Origin of the sequence: Allorhizobium sonneratiae (assembly GCF_023700755.1) — a bacterium.
Taxonomy (GTDB): Bacteria; Pseudomonadota; Alphaproteobacteria; order Rhizobiales; family Rhizobiaceae; genus Allorhizobium; species Allorhizobium sonneratiae.
The window spans coordinates 214,550-227,199 of the sequence record NZ_JAMKOJ010000003.1; the positions used below are offsets into that span (position 1 = coordinate 214,550).

Sequence of the window (12,650 nt, forward strand, 5' to 3'; positions counted from 1 at the left end):
CGCTCAGGCCGCTTTTCGACCGGGCTTGCGCCGCACCATCAGCGCTGCCGCCAGAACGGCTTTCAGGCCAAGCGGGCGATAATTGTCCTTCAGTTCCGGCTTGTCCGGATTGGATTTGGGGCTCTTGGTTTGGGGGGCATTGCTCATGTTCATCTCCAGATGCTGTCCCGGCGCAGAGAGCCGACCGTCAATCGTCAACGACCAGACCCCCATCGCTTGGCAGCTTTCGGTGTTTCAGGTCGCGATCAACCTTGGGGAAAAACGGTGACCGTCTTACCCGGAAGACCTGCTCTGCGTCCGCTGATCCTGACAACGCTCCTCCGCTGCCCGGATGAACAGAACATGACAGAATTCGGATGAATGCAAATTAATTTAGATCAACGACAGATACGAATTGTGAAGAGGAGGGTGTAATTTTCACAAGCCTCTATCCATGGCTGCGCCATTGTGATCGTCGCTGTCGTGGCCGACGGTCAGCGTGCCATATTTCTTTTTCCAGGCGCGGGCGCCAAGCGGCAGGGTCAGAAGATAGAGAATCACGGTGGCCGAGAGCACCTGCCATGTGAAGCTCATCAGTAGCGCGACATAGAGCACCACCAGAAGGGTGAGGGGGAGAACGAAATCGCGGCGGACCTTCTTTTCCGATTTGCCGGACCAGACCGGCAGGCGGCTGACCAGCAGAAAGCCGATCAGCATCGTATAGGCGGCGCTGGCAAAGGCGAAACCGCGTGTCTCATCGATGCCGAGAAAGCCGAGATAGACCGGTAAAAGCACAAGCGCTGCCCCAGCGGGCGCCGGAACACCGACGAAATATTCCTTCTGCCATGGTGCCTTCATCGCCCTCTCTTCCATGACATTGAAGCGGGCAAGACGCAGACCTGCTGATATGGCAAAGACGAGGGCGGCAATCCAGCCGATGGAATGCACCTTGTCGAGAATGTCGAAATAGAGCACCAGCGCTGGCGCGACACCGAAATTGACGATATCGGCGAGGGAATCCATCTGCGCGCCGAATTTCGACGTGGCCTTCATCAGCCGGGCGATCCGCCCGTCGATGCCGTCGAGAAAGGCCGCAAGCAGCACCATGGCCACGGCCAGCTCGAACCGACCCTCGAAGGCAAGGCGTACCCCGGTCAGACCGGAACAGATGGCCAGAACCGTGATCAGGTTGGGGACCATCAGCCTGAGGGGAATTTCCCTCAGTCTTGGCCCGCGCGAATCATTGCTGATGTCTTGCGTGTCCGGTTCCGGCTGGCTTTTGACGTCGTCGGTCATGGGGGATCCTGTGGCGGTCCGGTTCAACTACGGCGACTGATCACCGGCCCCTTGCCGGAGCCATATTCGGCCAGCACGGTTTCGCCGCCAACGGAACGCTGGCCAAGCGCCACACGCGGTTCGGCGCCAGCCGGCAGATAGACATCGAGGCGCGAGCCGAAACGGATCAGGCCGAATCGCTCACCGGCGTCCAGCGGCTGGCCGGGCGTGGTCCAGCAGACGATGCGGCGCGCCACCAGACCGGCAATCTGCACCACGCCGACCTGGCCATGCGGGCCGTCGATCACCAGGCTGTTGCGTTCGTTGTCAGTGCTGGCCTTGTCGAGTTCGGCATTGACGAACTGGCCTTCGCGATAGACCAGATGGCTGACCGTTCCGCGGACCGGGGCGCGGTTGATATGAGCGTCGAACACATTCATGAACACGGAAATGCGCAGCATCGGTTCGCTGGACAGATTGAGCTCTTCCGGCGGCGTTACCATCTGGATCGAGGAAATGCGGCCATCGGCAGGGCTGATCACCAGATCCTCGTCCTGCGGCGTCATCCGTTCCGGATCGCGAAAGAAATAGGCGCACCACAGTGTCAGAACCAGACCGATCCAGAAGAGCGGCTCCCAGATCCACCCCAGCACCAGCGAGGCGGCAAAGAAGGCCGCGACGAACGGATAGCCTTCCTTATGCACCGGCACGAGCGTGTTGCGCATGGTATCGAACAAGGACATCGGGCGGCATTCTCCTGTTAAAAGTCGCCTTTGACTAGCGCGAAACGGGCCAGCGGGCAATGGCACGCATGTTTTCTCCCTTATCAGGTGGCGGGTGGCAGGCGGATCACCACGCCCAGCTCGTCGCTTTCGCGCACCTGACGCAGATGTTCCTCTGCCTGGATCGCTTCCTTCTGCCGGTTCCACATCGAGGCATAAAGACCGCCTTTGGCCAGAAGCTCGACATGGGTACCGCGTTCGGCAATGTCTCCGGCCTTGAGCACGATGATCTCATCGGCGCCGATCACGGTCGAGAGGCGATGGGCGATCACCAGCGTCGTGCGGTTTTTCGACACTTCATCCAGTGCCGTCTGGATTTCCTGCTCTGTCGTGGTGTCGAGCGCCGAGGTCGCCTCGTCGAGAATGAGGATCGGCGGCGCTTTGAGCACCGTGCGCGCAATGGCGACGCGCTGTTTTTCGCCGCCCGACAGTTTCAGCCCTCTTTCACCAACAGCGGTATTGAAGCCCTCCGGCAGATCGCGGATGAAATGGCCGATCTGTGCCACTTCGGCGGCGGCTTCCAGTTCGGCATCGGTAGCGTCCGGCCTGCCATAGCGGATATTATAGGCGATGGTGTCGTTGAACAGCACCGTATCCTGCGGCACCATGCCGATGGCGGCGCGCAAGGAGCGCTGCGTCACATCGCGCACATCCTGCCCGTCAATGCGGATCGCGCCCTTCTGCACATCGTAAAACCGGTAAATCAGGCGGGAAATCGTCGATTTTCCCGCTCCTGATGGACCAACCACCGCCACCGTCTTGCCCGCTGGCACGGTGAAGGAAATGCCTTTCAGGATCGGCCGCGCCGGATCATAGGCAAAGACAACATTGTCGAAAACGATCTCGCCCTTGTCCACGCCAAGTTCTACCGCATCCGGCTTGTCTGAAACTTCCGGGGCTACGGAAAGAAGATCGAACATCTGCTCGATATCGATCAGCCCCTGACGGATTTCCCGGTAGAGCATGCCGATGAAATTGAGCGGCACGGAGAGTTGCAGCAAAAGCGCATTGACCATGACGAAATCGCCGAGCGTCTGTTCGCCGCGCGTCACGGCCAGCGCCGACATGACCAGCATGGCGGTCATGCCGATGCCGAAAATCAGACCCTGACCGAAGTTCAGCCAACCAAGCGAGGTCCAGACCTGGGTGGCGGCCTTTTCATAACGGGCCATGGCAGCATCGAAGCGGCGCGATTCCATCGCCTCATTGCCGAAATATTTGACCGTCTCGAAATTCAGAAGCGAATCGATTGCCTTGACATTGGCATCGGTGTCGCTGGAATTCATCTCGCGGCGAATGCCGATGCGCCAGTTGGAGGCGGCGACCGTATACCAGCAATAGGCCACGACCGTTGCCGTGGTGATTGCCAGATAGGAGAGCCCGAAGGCCCGCCAGAACACCACCGCCGTCAGGATAAATTCCAGAATGGTCGGAATGCTGTTGAGGATCGTGTAGCGGACAATGGTTTCGATGCCCTTGGTGCCGCGCTCGATGATGCGTGACAGACCGCCGGTCTTGCGCTCCAGATGAAAGCGCAGCGACAGATCATGCATGTGCACAAAGGTTTTGTAAGCCAGCCGCCGTACCGCATATTGCCCGACGCTGGCAAACAGCGCATCGCGCAACTGGTTGAGGCCCCATTGAATGATACGGGCGACATTATAGGCCAGAACCAGCATGGCGGCCGAGAGCATGAAGCCGGGCAGCAATCCCTGTGCATCCAGCTTGCCATTCAATGCATCGGTGGACCATTTGAAGAAATAGGGCACCAGAATCAGCACAAGCTTGGCCAGCACAAGAAACACACTGGCGATCAGCACCCGCATTTTCAGATCACGCCGGCCTTCCGGCCACATATAGGGCCAGAGATTGACGATCGTCCGCCACGGATTGCTGTTGTCGGCGGAAACGGTTTTGACCTTTTGATGCATCATAATGTCCTGGGCAATCGTCTGGCAGGCGGGATATCGCGACGGGCAGAGAGGTCTGCCGCCGAACGGGAGAGGGGTAACAGACAGCTTTTCCCTTGCCGTGCCTGTCCTGTCGGTTGCGCCAACCGACCGATCGGACACATAGTCATTCCGGCAGGAGAGTTCAATCACGTCTTGCTGAAAAAGGCGAAATCAAGGCAATTGGCCGGTTTCCGCCAGAGCCTGATTGCAGCGTCCTAAGCAAAATATAGCGCACAAAGAACGATGTAACATTTTCAATCTACTGCGTCATTTCCACATTCAATCGATCCCGATTCAAGGAATTATACAGTAGGATGGTCATGAAAGGAAACAAAGGGGAAGAGATGCTGGCAGAATGTGGAAAGGGCAGGATCAGAAACCGTCCCGGCCATGTCAGCCCGAACGGTTTCTGCTCTTTGATCCTTATGGTTGCGGCGCTTGGTCTTTTGGCACCACCAGCTTGTGTTCCAGCATCCAGTTCCGGTGAATGGCTTCCGCCTCCGGCTGCGGCAGGGCCTTGTCCGGCACGGTAAAGGTCTGGCCCGGTTCGATCAGGTCGGGATTGCGGATAGCATCGGCATTGGCGAGATAGATCGTGGTGTAGCGCACGCCCTCGCCATAGACCCGCCGGGAAATCTGCCACAGCGTATCACCGCGGCGGATGATCACCATATTGCTGCTTTTTTCCAGCGGCGGCTGGGATATGGTCGGCGGGTTGGCCTCGTTCATCGAGACGGCGGTTTCAGCCTGCGGCATCGGTTGCAAAGCCGCCTGCACCAGCGGTTTCAGGCCGGGCAGAGCCTGTGCCATATCGCTTGCTGAACCTTGCGTCACCTGTTTCAACGCCGAAAGCGCCTTTTGCGCATTCTTGCCCATCTCCAGCATGAAGGCGGCGGTTTTTGCGTCGACATCATTGCCGGGATGGAATTCGGAAAGCGATTTCAGCGCCAGTTCCAGAGCCGAGCGGGCAGCGGCGAGCGCATCGAGCTGTGGCGTCTTGCCATCGGCAAACAGATTGCTGAGCAGGGCGAAGGACTTGGCCAGCGTGTCGCGCGTCATGTCGAAGGGCGCATTGCCGGCCTTGCCGGAGCTTGTGCCACCATTTGCGCTCAAATCCTTGTCGGGGGCGGCAACCGCCACCTGATCGCCCGCCGGACGGTTGAACGGTACGGAGGCGCGCAGCACGACCTTGCCGTTTTCATCCTTGAGATCAACGCTGACAATATGCTGGCCAACCTCGAGATGCATGGTGCCGTCGATGACGAAATGCCCCTTGTCATCGATCGTACCGGAATTGATCAGCTTGTTGTCCGCATAGGCTGTCACGTCGCGGTTTTTCGGGCCCATGCCAGCCACGAAAATCTGGTCGCCGTCGAGTTCGACAGCTGTGATCTGCAATTGTATCGGGGCGGGGGTCGTCTTGTCTGCCGGGGCCGTTGCCGGGCTTGCCGCGTCGCTGGGTGCGGCAGCGTCAGAGGCTTCGGCTGCGTCTTTGCCGACCTCCTGCGGCAGAGTGATCATCCGGCTCGCCTCACCGGGTGTGGTCACCATAGCCAGCACGTCACCCTTGCCTTGTTCAGGCACGGAAATCGTCGCTTCCTGCCGCGAGGACAGGGCCTTGCCATCTTTCGTCGTCGCCTTGAGATCAATGGCGTGGTCACCGGGGCTGAGCGGTTTGTCGAGCACGATGGCGAAATCGCCGTTCTCTGTCGCCTTGGCGCTGGCAATGGTCTTGTCACCATCGATGACATCAACAGTGGCGCCGGGGGCTGTGGAACCGGCAATCACCGTCGAGCCGTCTTTTTCCACCCGCAGCACATCGAAGCGCGGCGTGCCCTTGGGGGCAGGAGCGATTTCCGGTTCGCCGCGCATGACGCGGGCAATGTTGGCAACCATATCGGCGGCATCCATTGGCGCGTCCGGCAGTTCGGCCAGCAGTTCCAGCGCCCGCGACGCTGCTTTCTGCGCATTGATCAGGCTTGATTTGAGCGCCGCATCCACGACATCTGCCGGGTCTGCCGCCTGTAATGCCTTCAGGGCGGTCATCGCCGTCAATCGTGCTGCGTTATAGGCATCAACGGGCGGAAGCTTGTCGCCGGCAAACAGCGTTTCCAGCGCATCAACCGAAGTCTTCGCCTTGGCAAGCGTCTTACGGATGGCTTCGGCCTTATCCGGTGCTGCCGTTTTCGCCCGGACAGTCTTGCTGCCATCGGCAGACTGGTTGAGCGCCACCGCGGCAGGCTGCGGGGCAGACACAGCAGGCGTGTTCGATGCCGCCTCCTTGCCCTTATGAAGATTAGGCAGAATGAAAAACACCATCAGGGCAATGGCGATGGCAAGCACGATGATTGCAAGCCAGCCGGCGCGATTTTTCATAACTTCATCTCTCCGAGCGGAACAGTTCCGCCAAAATCAGGACTTCAGTTGAAGGGCCGGAAACATGTCCCCGTTCCGGTCCCGTCATGGCCCTGATATCATAGCTCAGGCCCTAATATCCCAGCCCAAGAAAGTGCTAACCATTTCTCTGTCAAGACACAAGCGTAGCCATGGGCTTGCGGGGGTAGCTCACAGCCTTTTGCCTTCATCATTACCCAGCGGACCTTGCCTCACCATTTCGTCAGCTTGTTTGCCACAATCATCCTGTTGCGCAGGCTGCTCTTCCCCGTCAAACCTGTTGACCGTCCGGTGTCCTCGCTGTCATCTAGAGGTATGACAGAGACACACATGCCGATTCGATCCATCTGCGTCTATTGCGGCTCCCGGCCCGGACGCGATCCCGCCTATATCGAAGCCGGGCGCACGCTTGGCCGCGCCATTGCCGCCCATGGTCTGAGGCTGGTTTATGGCGGCGGCACCAAGGGCATCATGGGCGCCGTGGCCGCTGGCGTTCTTGGCGAAGGCGGCCATGTTACCGGCATCATACCGGAATTTCTCGTGGATATGGAGGCGACACGCCATTCTCTCGGACAGTTGAACGAGCTGATCGTCACCGAAGACATGCATGAGCGCAAGCACAAGATGTTCGAGCGGGCGGATGCCTTTGTCACATTGCCCGGCGGCATCGGCACGCTGGAGGAGATCGTCGAGATCATGACCTGGGCTCAGCTTGGCCGTCACGAAAAGCCGATGGTTTTCGCCAATATCGGCGGTTTCTGGAAGCCGATGCTCGACCTTCTCAGCCATATGCGCGAGGAAGGCTTCGTCCACACGGCTCACAAGGTTCAACCGTTGATCATTGACGCCATCGAGGATGTGGTGCCCTCGATCATGGATCGCTGGGAAGATCTTGGCCGCCTGAAGGGTGACGACGCGGTGATCTCACGTCTTTGACGGTCTTCTTTTCAGCATAGGCAGGGTATAGATCACCAGCGCTGCCCAGATCAGCGGAAAGGCAATTGCCTTGGCCGTGCTGAAATCCTCATGAAAGGCGAAGACGGCGATGAGAAAGATCATCGTCGGGGCGATATATTGCATGATGCCGATGGTGGAGAGCCGCAGAAGTTTCGCGCCATTGGCATAGAGAATGAGCGGGACGGCCGTGACCAGCCCGCTTGCTGCCAGAAGCAGGCTGTCGCCGGGGACCGAGCCGAGAAAATGCGCCTGTCCCGTAACACCAAGATAGATCAGATAGGCCACGGCAAAGGGCGACAGCAACAGGATCTCAAGAAGAAAGCCCTGATTGGGGCCAATCGGCAGCGTCTTGCGAAAAAACGCATAAAACCCCCAGGAAAAGGTGAGGCTGAGGGCAATCAGCGGCAATTTCCCCGCATCGATGGTGAGAATGACAACGGCCACCACGACCAGCGCCAGAGCGGCGATCTGTGCCGGTTTCAGCTTTTCTTTCAAAAGTACCGCACCCAGAAACACCGAAAACAGCGGATTGATGAAATAGCCAAGCGCGGTATCCAGCGCATGGCCCGCACCGATTGCCCAGACATAAATGCCCCAGTTGACGGTGATCAGCGCCGCCGTCACGCTGGCCATGGCCAGCATTTTCGGTGTGCGGAAGGCGCGTTTCAAATCCTCCAGCCGCCGCAGGGCAATCAGCACGATGCCTGCAACCGGGATAGACCAGAGCACCCGGTGCGCCAGCACTTCCGTCGGTGGAATATGCGCCACCGCCTTCATGTAGAAAGGCAGAAACCCCCAGAGGAAATAGGCGGCCAGCGCAAAGACGAAGCCCTGAGGGCGATCCGAATTGTCCATCGCTGCCACCTTATCCGTCATGGGAGTTTTCGCCCTTTTCACATTGGATTGTAAAAGGCGTTACGCCCTTGCTCGGCAGAGAACAAATTCATTCCCTTGAAGCATTGTTCATTGCACGTGATCTATAAAGATGCCGTTGCCGCTTTTCCTTACGCATTGCAGGCAGAGAATGCGGCTTCTTCCTTTGCGGGTATTGCTTTCGCCCGGTTCTTCATCAGCTTGTAGATCAGCGCATCCATCAGCGCCTGAAACGAGGCGTCGATAATGTTTTCTGACACGCCGACCGTCCACCAGCGCTGGCCGCTGTCATCGCCGGATTCGATCAGAACGCGGGTGATGGCCTCGGTGCCGCCATTGAGAATGCGCACCTTGTAATCCTTGAGTTCGAGATCGGAAATCTCCGACTGGAACTTGCCGAGATCCTTGCGCAGCGCAATGTCGAGCGCATTGACCGGACCGTCGCCTTCGGCCACCGACATCACCATCTCGCCGTCGATGATGATCTTCACCACCGCTTCCGAAACCGTCTTCAACTGGCCATGGCTGTCGAAGCGCCGCTCGACCATGACGCGAAAGCTTTCGACGGTGAAGAAGGACGGCACGGAGCCGAGAATGCGCCGCGCCAGCAGTTCGAAACTGCCATCGGCTCCCTCATAGGCGTAGCCGGAGGCCTCGCGCTCCTTGACCAAAGCAATCAGCGTGTCGAGACGCGGATCGTCCTTGGCGACCTCTATGCCGCGGCGTTTCAGCTCGTTGATGAAATTGGCCTTGCCGCCCTGATCCGATACCATGACCTTGCGGAAATTGCCGACCGAGCCGGGCTCCACATGTTCATAGGTCTTCGGGTCCTTGAGCAGGGCGGAGGCATGGATGCCGGCCTTGGTGGCGAAAGCCGAGGCGCCGACATAAGGTGCCTGATGGTTGGGCGAGCGGTTTAGAAGCTCGTCGAAGGCATGGGAAAGTCCGGTCAGTTCCACCAGTTTTTCGCGGGTGATGCCGATCTCGAAACGGCTGGCATAGGTCTCTTTCAGCACCAATGTCGGAATGAGGGTGGTGAGATCGGCATTGCCGCAGCGTTCGCCAATGCCGTTCAGCGTACCCTGAATCTGGCGCACGCCAGCCTCTATCGCGGCAAGCGAATTGGCAACAGCCTGTCCGGTATCGTTATGGGCGTGAATGCCAAGACAGGCGCCGGGAATGCCCGCCGCAACCAGTGCGGTTACGATCTGGCGTATTTCCGGCGGCTGGGTGCCGCCATTGGTGTCGCACAGCACCACCCAGCGCGCGCCGGCCTCATAGGCCGTTCTGGCGCAGGCGAGCGCATATGCGGGATTGGCCTTGTAGCCATCGAAGAAATGCTCGCAATCGACCAGAGCCTCCTTGCCCGCCGCGGTCACGGCGGCAACGCTGTCACGGATCGCTTCGAGATTTTCGTCATTGGTGCAGCCGAGCGCCACCTTGACATGATAATCCCAGCTCTTGGCAACGAGACAGACGGCATCGCTTTTCGCCTGCAAAAGCCCGGCAAGACCCGGATCGTTGGCGGCGGAAACACCGGCCCGCTTGGTCATGCCGAAAGCGGTGAAGGCGGCGCGTCCCGTGCGTTTTTTCGAGAAAAAAGCCGTGTCCGTGGGGTTTGCGCCCGGATAGCCGCCCTCGATATAATCCAGCCCGAAATTGTCCAGCATGGCGGCAATGGCAATCTTGTCCTCGACGGAAAAATCGATGCCCGGCGTCTGCTGGCCGTCGCGAAGCGTGGTGTCGAAGAGAGTGATTTTTTCACGGGTCATGCTTGCCTCCTTAAAGGCAGAATGGAAGGTTAGGCGGTCTTTCCGGCAAAACGGTCGGTGGCCCGGATCAGCTGGTCGAGAATGCCGGGTTCGCTCATCGCGTGGCCTGCCGCCTCGATGATGTGAAACTCCGCCGTTGTCCAGACCTGCGACAATTCATAGGCATAGCGCAGCGGGCAGGGCATGTCGTAACGGCCATGCACAATCACGCCGGCAATGCCGTTGAGCTTATGGGCATTGTTGAGCAATTGTCGCTCTTCCAGCCAGCCGCCATGCATGAAGAAGTGGTTTTCGATGCGGGCAAAGGCGAGTGCATAGTGATCCTCGCCAAAATCCTCGATCAGATCGGGATCGGGAACCAGCGAAATCGTTGCCGCCTCCCACTGGCTCCAGGCGCGGGCGCATTCAATCTGCAGCGCCTTGTCGCCGCCGGTCAGGCGGCGGTGATAGGCGGCCATCATCTCATGGCGCTCTTCCGGTGGAATGGGAGCGATAAAGCGTTGCCAGCGGTCGGGATACATTTCCGAGACGCCGAACTGATAATACCAGTCCAACTCACCCTTTGTCAGCGTGTATATGCCGCGCATGACCAGCTCGCTGACGCGCTCGGGATGGGTTTGAGCATAGGCCAGCGCCAGTGTGGAGCCCCAGGAGCCGCCGAAGACCAGCCATTTGTCCACACCGATCATTTCGCGCAAACGCTCAATATCGGCCACCAGATGCCATGTGGTGTTGGCCTCCAGATGCGCATGGGGTGTGGAGCGGCCACAGCCGCGCTGGTCGAACAGGATCACATCGTACAGAGCCGGATCGAACACCCGCCGCTGGTTGGGGTTGACCCCGCCACCGGGGCCGCCATGCAGGAAGACGGCCGGCTTTGCCCCTTTGGTGCCAACCCGCTCCCAATAGATGGTATGACCATCGCCAACATCGAGAAAGCCGGTCTCGAAGGGCTCGATTTCGGGATAAAAACCGCGCAGGGTTTCACTCATGCCTCATCCTCCGGGGGCCAATGGTCCGTGTCGTGATCGGGATGCTGCCAGCTTTCAATATTCGCCCATTTGGCATCGTATTCGGGGCTGGAAAATTTCGGTTTTTCAAAAAGATGATCGATCCAGGGAATGCGCTTGCCATAATTGACCTGAATTTCCGGCTCAATCTTTTCGGGATGATCGAAGGCACCGATGGCCAGTTCCACGCCGTCCTCGCTCTGATAGGTCAGCGGTGTGCCGCATGTGTTGCAGAAGCCGCGCTTGATTTTTTGAGACGAGCGAAACAGCGTCGGCTGGCCGCGTGTCCAGGTCAGATGCGCCTGATCAGCGGTAACGAGAGGCGCGAAGACGCTGCCGAACTGCTTCTGGCACATGCGGCAATGACAGATGGAGGGCCGCCCAAGCTTTTCGGCACGAAACCGCACCGCGCCGCACTGGCATCCTCCGGTGAAAACCTCGCTCATGGGTTCGTTTCCTTGTTTGGCGGCCAGATTGCCGTGTCGTGGTCCGGATGCTGGTAAGAGATGAGATCGTTGAGAAACGGGGCGTTTTCCATATCCTCATCGGTATGGCGGTTGGGCAGTGTCGCCAGATGATCGACGAAGGCAAGCTTGCCCTCCACGCCGAATTGCACACTCGGCGGTACGGCTGCCGGATCGTCGAAAGCGCCTGCGGCAATGGCGACGCCATCCGGGGCTTCATAGGTCAGCGGCGTGCCGCAATCGCCGCAGAAGCCGCGCCTGACATGATTTGATGACTGGAAATATTTCAGCGCTCCCCGTGTCCAGACGAGATCGGCGCCGCGCGTGGAAATCAGCGGCGCATAATAGGCTCCAAACGCCTTCTGGCACATGCGGCAATGGCAGATGGAACTGTCTTTCAGCGCGCCCTCGACACGAAAGCGGATCGCACCGCATTGGCAGCCGCCGGTATGGACCGTGTCCGACATGGCTATCGCTCCTCCCTTTCCACTTCGAGCCAGTTTTCCAGTTTCAGCCCGGAAACACGCGAAAATTCGCGGATATTGTTGGTGACGAGAACCATATCCAGCGCGCGCGCATGGGCAGCAATAAACAGGTCATTCGAGCCGATCATCCGCCCCTGCCGTTCCAGGGTGGTCCGAATCTCTGCATAGTGACGGGCCGCCAGATCATCATAGGCAATGACGGTAATCCGTTCCAATACCCCTTCAACCCGACGTGTGAGCCGCTCGGAGCCTCTGCCTTCTATGCCAAACAGGATTTCAGACAGGGCAATAGAACTCAGGCAAATATCGTCATGCTTGAGGTCATGGACAATGTCAGCCGCTCTGCCCATCGGATTTCGCACCACATCCGAGATGATGTTGGTGTCGAGCATGTAGCGCGCGGTTATCATAGATCGACCGCTCTCGGTGGTGGTTCAGCCAGATCAAAATCGGGGAAATCCTCCTCGACAGGCGGTTGGCTGCGCAGCCAGTCGACAAGATTTTGTGTCTTGTCAGTGAGGGGCTCCAGAATGATCCGGTCGCCCTCCTTGCGCATGATCACCTCATCGCCGGGAAAGTCGAATTCAACGGGAATGCGCACGGCACGATTACGACCGTTCTTGAACACCCGCACATGTCTTTCCTGTGTTGCGCTCATTGTCGCCTCCCTCAACTGCCTTGATCAAGTATAGGCATAGGCCTTAGCA

At 58.7% G+C, this 12,650-nt stretch carries 13 protein-coding genes; 1 reads left to right on the forward strand and 12 read right to left on the reverse strand.

The genetic code is table 11. The annotated features are described in order from the left end of the window. Nucleotides 1-3: 3 nt before the first annotated feature. The 5 genes from NAC44_RS06635 to NAC44_RS06655 all read right to left on the reverse strand — a co-directional run bounded on the left by NAC44_RS06635 (nucleotide 4) and on the right by NAC44_RS06655 (nucleotide 6,364). Nucleotides 4-147 (reverse strand): hypothetical protein, encoded by a 144-nt coding sequence (locus NAC44_RS06635; RefSeq protein ID WP_250939292.1) that lies wholly within the window; start codon nucleotides 145-147, stop codon nucleotides 4-6. Nucleotides 148-417: 270 nt separating this feature from the next. Then, complete coding sequence (gene pssA, locus NAC44_RS06640) at nucleotides 418-1,275, reverse strand: CDP-diacylglycerol--serine O-phosphatidyltransferase (RefSeq protein WP_250939294.1); 858 nt, start codon at nucleotides 1,273-1,275, stop codon at nucleotides 418-420. A gap of 23 nt (nucleotides 1,276-1,298) precedes the next feature. Then, nucleotides 1,299-1,997, reverse strand: coding sequence for a phosphatidylserine decarboxylase (locus NAC44_RS06645; RefSeq protein WP_250939296.1), 699 nt, complete (start codon nucleotides 1,995-1,997; stop codon nucleotides 1,299-1,301). A gap of 83 nt (nucleotides 1,998-2,080) precedes the next feature. After that, nucleotides 2,081-3,967 carry an ABCB family ABC transporter ATP-binding protein/permease gene (locus tag NAC44_RS06650; RefSeq protein WP_250939298.1) on the reverse strand — a complete coding sequence of 629 codons (1,887 nt, stop codon included), beginning with the start codon at nucleotides 3,965-3,967 and terminating at the stop codon, nucleotides 2,081-2,083. Between the two features lie 444 nt (nucleotides 3,968-4,411). Further along, nucleotides 4,412-6,364 (reverse strand): Ig-like domain-containing protein, encoded by a 1,953-nt coding sequence (locus NAC44_RS06655; protein WP_250939300.1) that lies wholly within the window; start codon nucleotides 6,362-6,364, stop codon nucleotides 4,412-4,414. A gap of 333 nt (nucleotides 6,365-6,697) precedes the next feature. On the opposite strand from NAC44_RS06655, the gene NAC44_RS06660 reads away from it, so the two are divergent. Beyond that, a complete protein-coding gene (locus tag NAC44_RS06660; RefSeq protein ID WP_250939311.1) occupies nucleotides 6,698-7,318 on the forward strand; it encodes an LOG family protein in 621 nt (206 codons plus the stop codon). Here the strand turns inward: NAC44_RS06660 and rarD are convergent. From rarD to NAC44_RS06695, 7 genes are all read right to left on the reverse strand, one after another. Next, complete coding sequence (rarD, locus tag NAC44_RS06665) at nucleotides 7,307-8,215, reverse strand: EamA family transporter RarD (protein WP_250939312.1); 909 nt, start codon at nucleotides 8,213-8,215, stop codon at nucleotides 7,307-7,309. The genes NAC44_RS06660 and rarD overlap by 12 nt on opposite strands. A 128-nt stretch (nucleotides 8,216-8,343) precedes the next feature. Then, complete coding sequence (gene cimA / locus NAC44_RS06670) at nucleotides 8,344-9,984, reverse strand: citramalate synthase (protein WP_250939314.1); 1,641 nt, start codon at nucleotides 9,982-9,984, stop codon at nucleotides 8,344-8,346. A 29-nt stretch (nucleotides 9,985-10,013) separates the two neighbouring features. Continuing rightward, on the reverse strand, nucleotides 10,014-10,976 hold the full coding sequence (gene pip, locus NAC44_RS06675) for a prolyl aminopeptidase (RefSeq protein WP_250939316.1): 963 nt from the start codon (nucleotides 10,974-10,976) through the stop codon (nucleotides 10,014-10,016). Beyond that, nucleotides 10,973-11,440 (reverse strand): GFA family protein, encoded by a 468-nt coding sequence (locus tag NAC44_RS06680; RefSeq protein ID WP_250939318.1) that lies wholly within the window; start codon nucleotides 11,438-11,440, stop codon nucleotides 10,973-10,975. Before NAC44_RS06680 ends, pip begins: the two co-directional genes overlap by 4 nt. Continuing rightward, nucleotides 11,437-11,925, reverse strand: coding sequence for a GFA family protein (locus NAC44_RS06685; RefSeq protein WP_250939320.1), 489 nt, complete (start codon nucleotides 11,923-11,925; stop codon nucleotides 11,437-11,439). Before NAC44_RS06685 ends, NAC44_RS06680 begins: the two co-directional genes overlap by 4 nt. Before the next feature lie 2 nt (nucleotides 11,926-11,927). Then, on the reverse strand, nucleotides 11,928-12,335 hold the full coding sequence (locus NAC44_RS06690) for a type II toxin-antitoxin system VapC family toxin (protein ID WP_250939323.1): 408 nt from the start codon (nucleotides 12,333-12,335) through the stop codon (nucleotides 11,928-11,930). A gap of 14 nt (nucleotides 12,336-12,349) precedes the next feature. Next, nucleotides 12,350-12,601 carry an antitoxin gene (locus tag NAC44_RS06695; protein ID WP_250939341.1) on the reverse strand — a complete coding sequence of 84 codons (252 nt, stop codon included), beginning with the start codon at nucleotides 12,599-12,601 and terminating at the stop codon, nucleotides 12,350-12,352. Between the last annotated feature and the right edge of the window lie 49 nt (nucleotides 12,602-12,650).

Bases quoted from the DNA above. Each gene is read 5' to 3' on its own strand.
- NAC44_RS06635 (WP_250939292.1), bottom strand. From the start codon at position 147: ATGAGCAATGCCCCCCAAACCAAGAGCCCCAAATCCAATCCGGACAAG.
- pssA (WP_250939294.1), bottom strand. From the start codon at position 1,275: ATGACCGACGACGTCAAAAGCCAGCCGGAACCGGACACGCAAGACATC.
- NAC44_RS06645 (WP_250939296.1), bottom strand. From the start codon at position 1,997: ATGTCCTTGTTCGATACCATGCGCAACACGCTCGTGCCGGTGCATAAG.
- NAC44_RS06650 (WP_250939298.1), bottom strand. From the start codon at position 3,967: ATGCATCAAAAGGTCAAAACCGTTTCCGCCGACAACAGCAATCCGTGG.
- NAC44_RS06655 (WP_250939300.1), bottom strand. From the start codon at position 6,364: ATGAAAAATCGCGCCGGCTGGCTTGCAATCATCGTGCTTGCCATCGCC.
- NAC44_RS06660 (WP_250939311.1), top strand. From the start codon at position 6,698: ATGACAGAGACACACATGCCGATTCGATCCATCTGCGTCTATTGCGGC.
- rarD (WP_250939312.1), bottom strand. From the start codon at position 8,215: ATGACGGATAAGGTGGCAGCGATGGACAATTCGGATCGCCCTCAGGGC.
- cimA (WP_250939314.1), bottom strand. From the start codon at position 9,984: ATGACCCGTGAAAAAATCACTCTCTTCGACACCACGCTTCGCGACGGC.
- pip (WP_250939316.1), bottom strand. From the start codon at position 10,976: ATGAGTGAAACCCTGCGCGGTTTTTATCCCGAAATCGAGCCCTTCGAG.
- NAC44_RS06680 (WP_250939318.1), bottom strand. From the start codon at position 11,440: ATGAGCGAGGTTTTCACCGGAGGATGCCAGTGCGGCGCGGTGCGGTTT.
- NAC44_RS06685 (WP_250939320.1), bottom strand. From the start codon at position 11,925: ATGTCGGACACGGTCCATACCGGCGGCTGCCAATGCGGTGCGATCCGC.
- NAC44_RS06690 (WP_250939323.1), bottom strand. From the start codon at position 12,335: ATGCTCGACACCAACATCATCTCGGATGTGGTGCGAAATCCGATGGGC.
- NAC44_RS06695 (WP_250939341.1), bottom strand. From the start codon at position 12,601: ATGAGCGCAACACAGGAAAGACATGTGCGGGTGTTCAAGAACGGTCGT.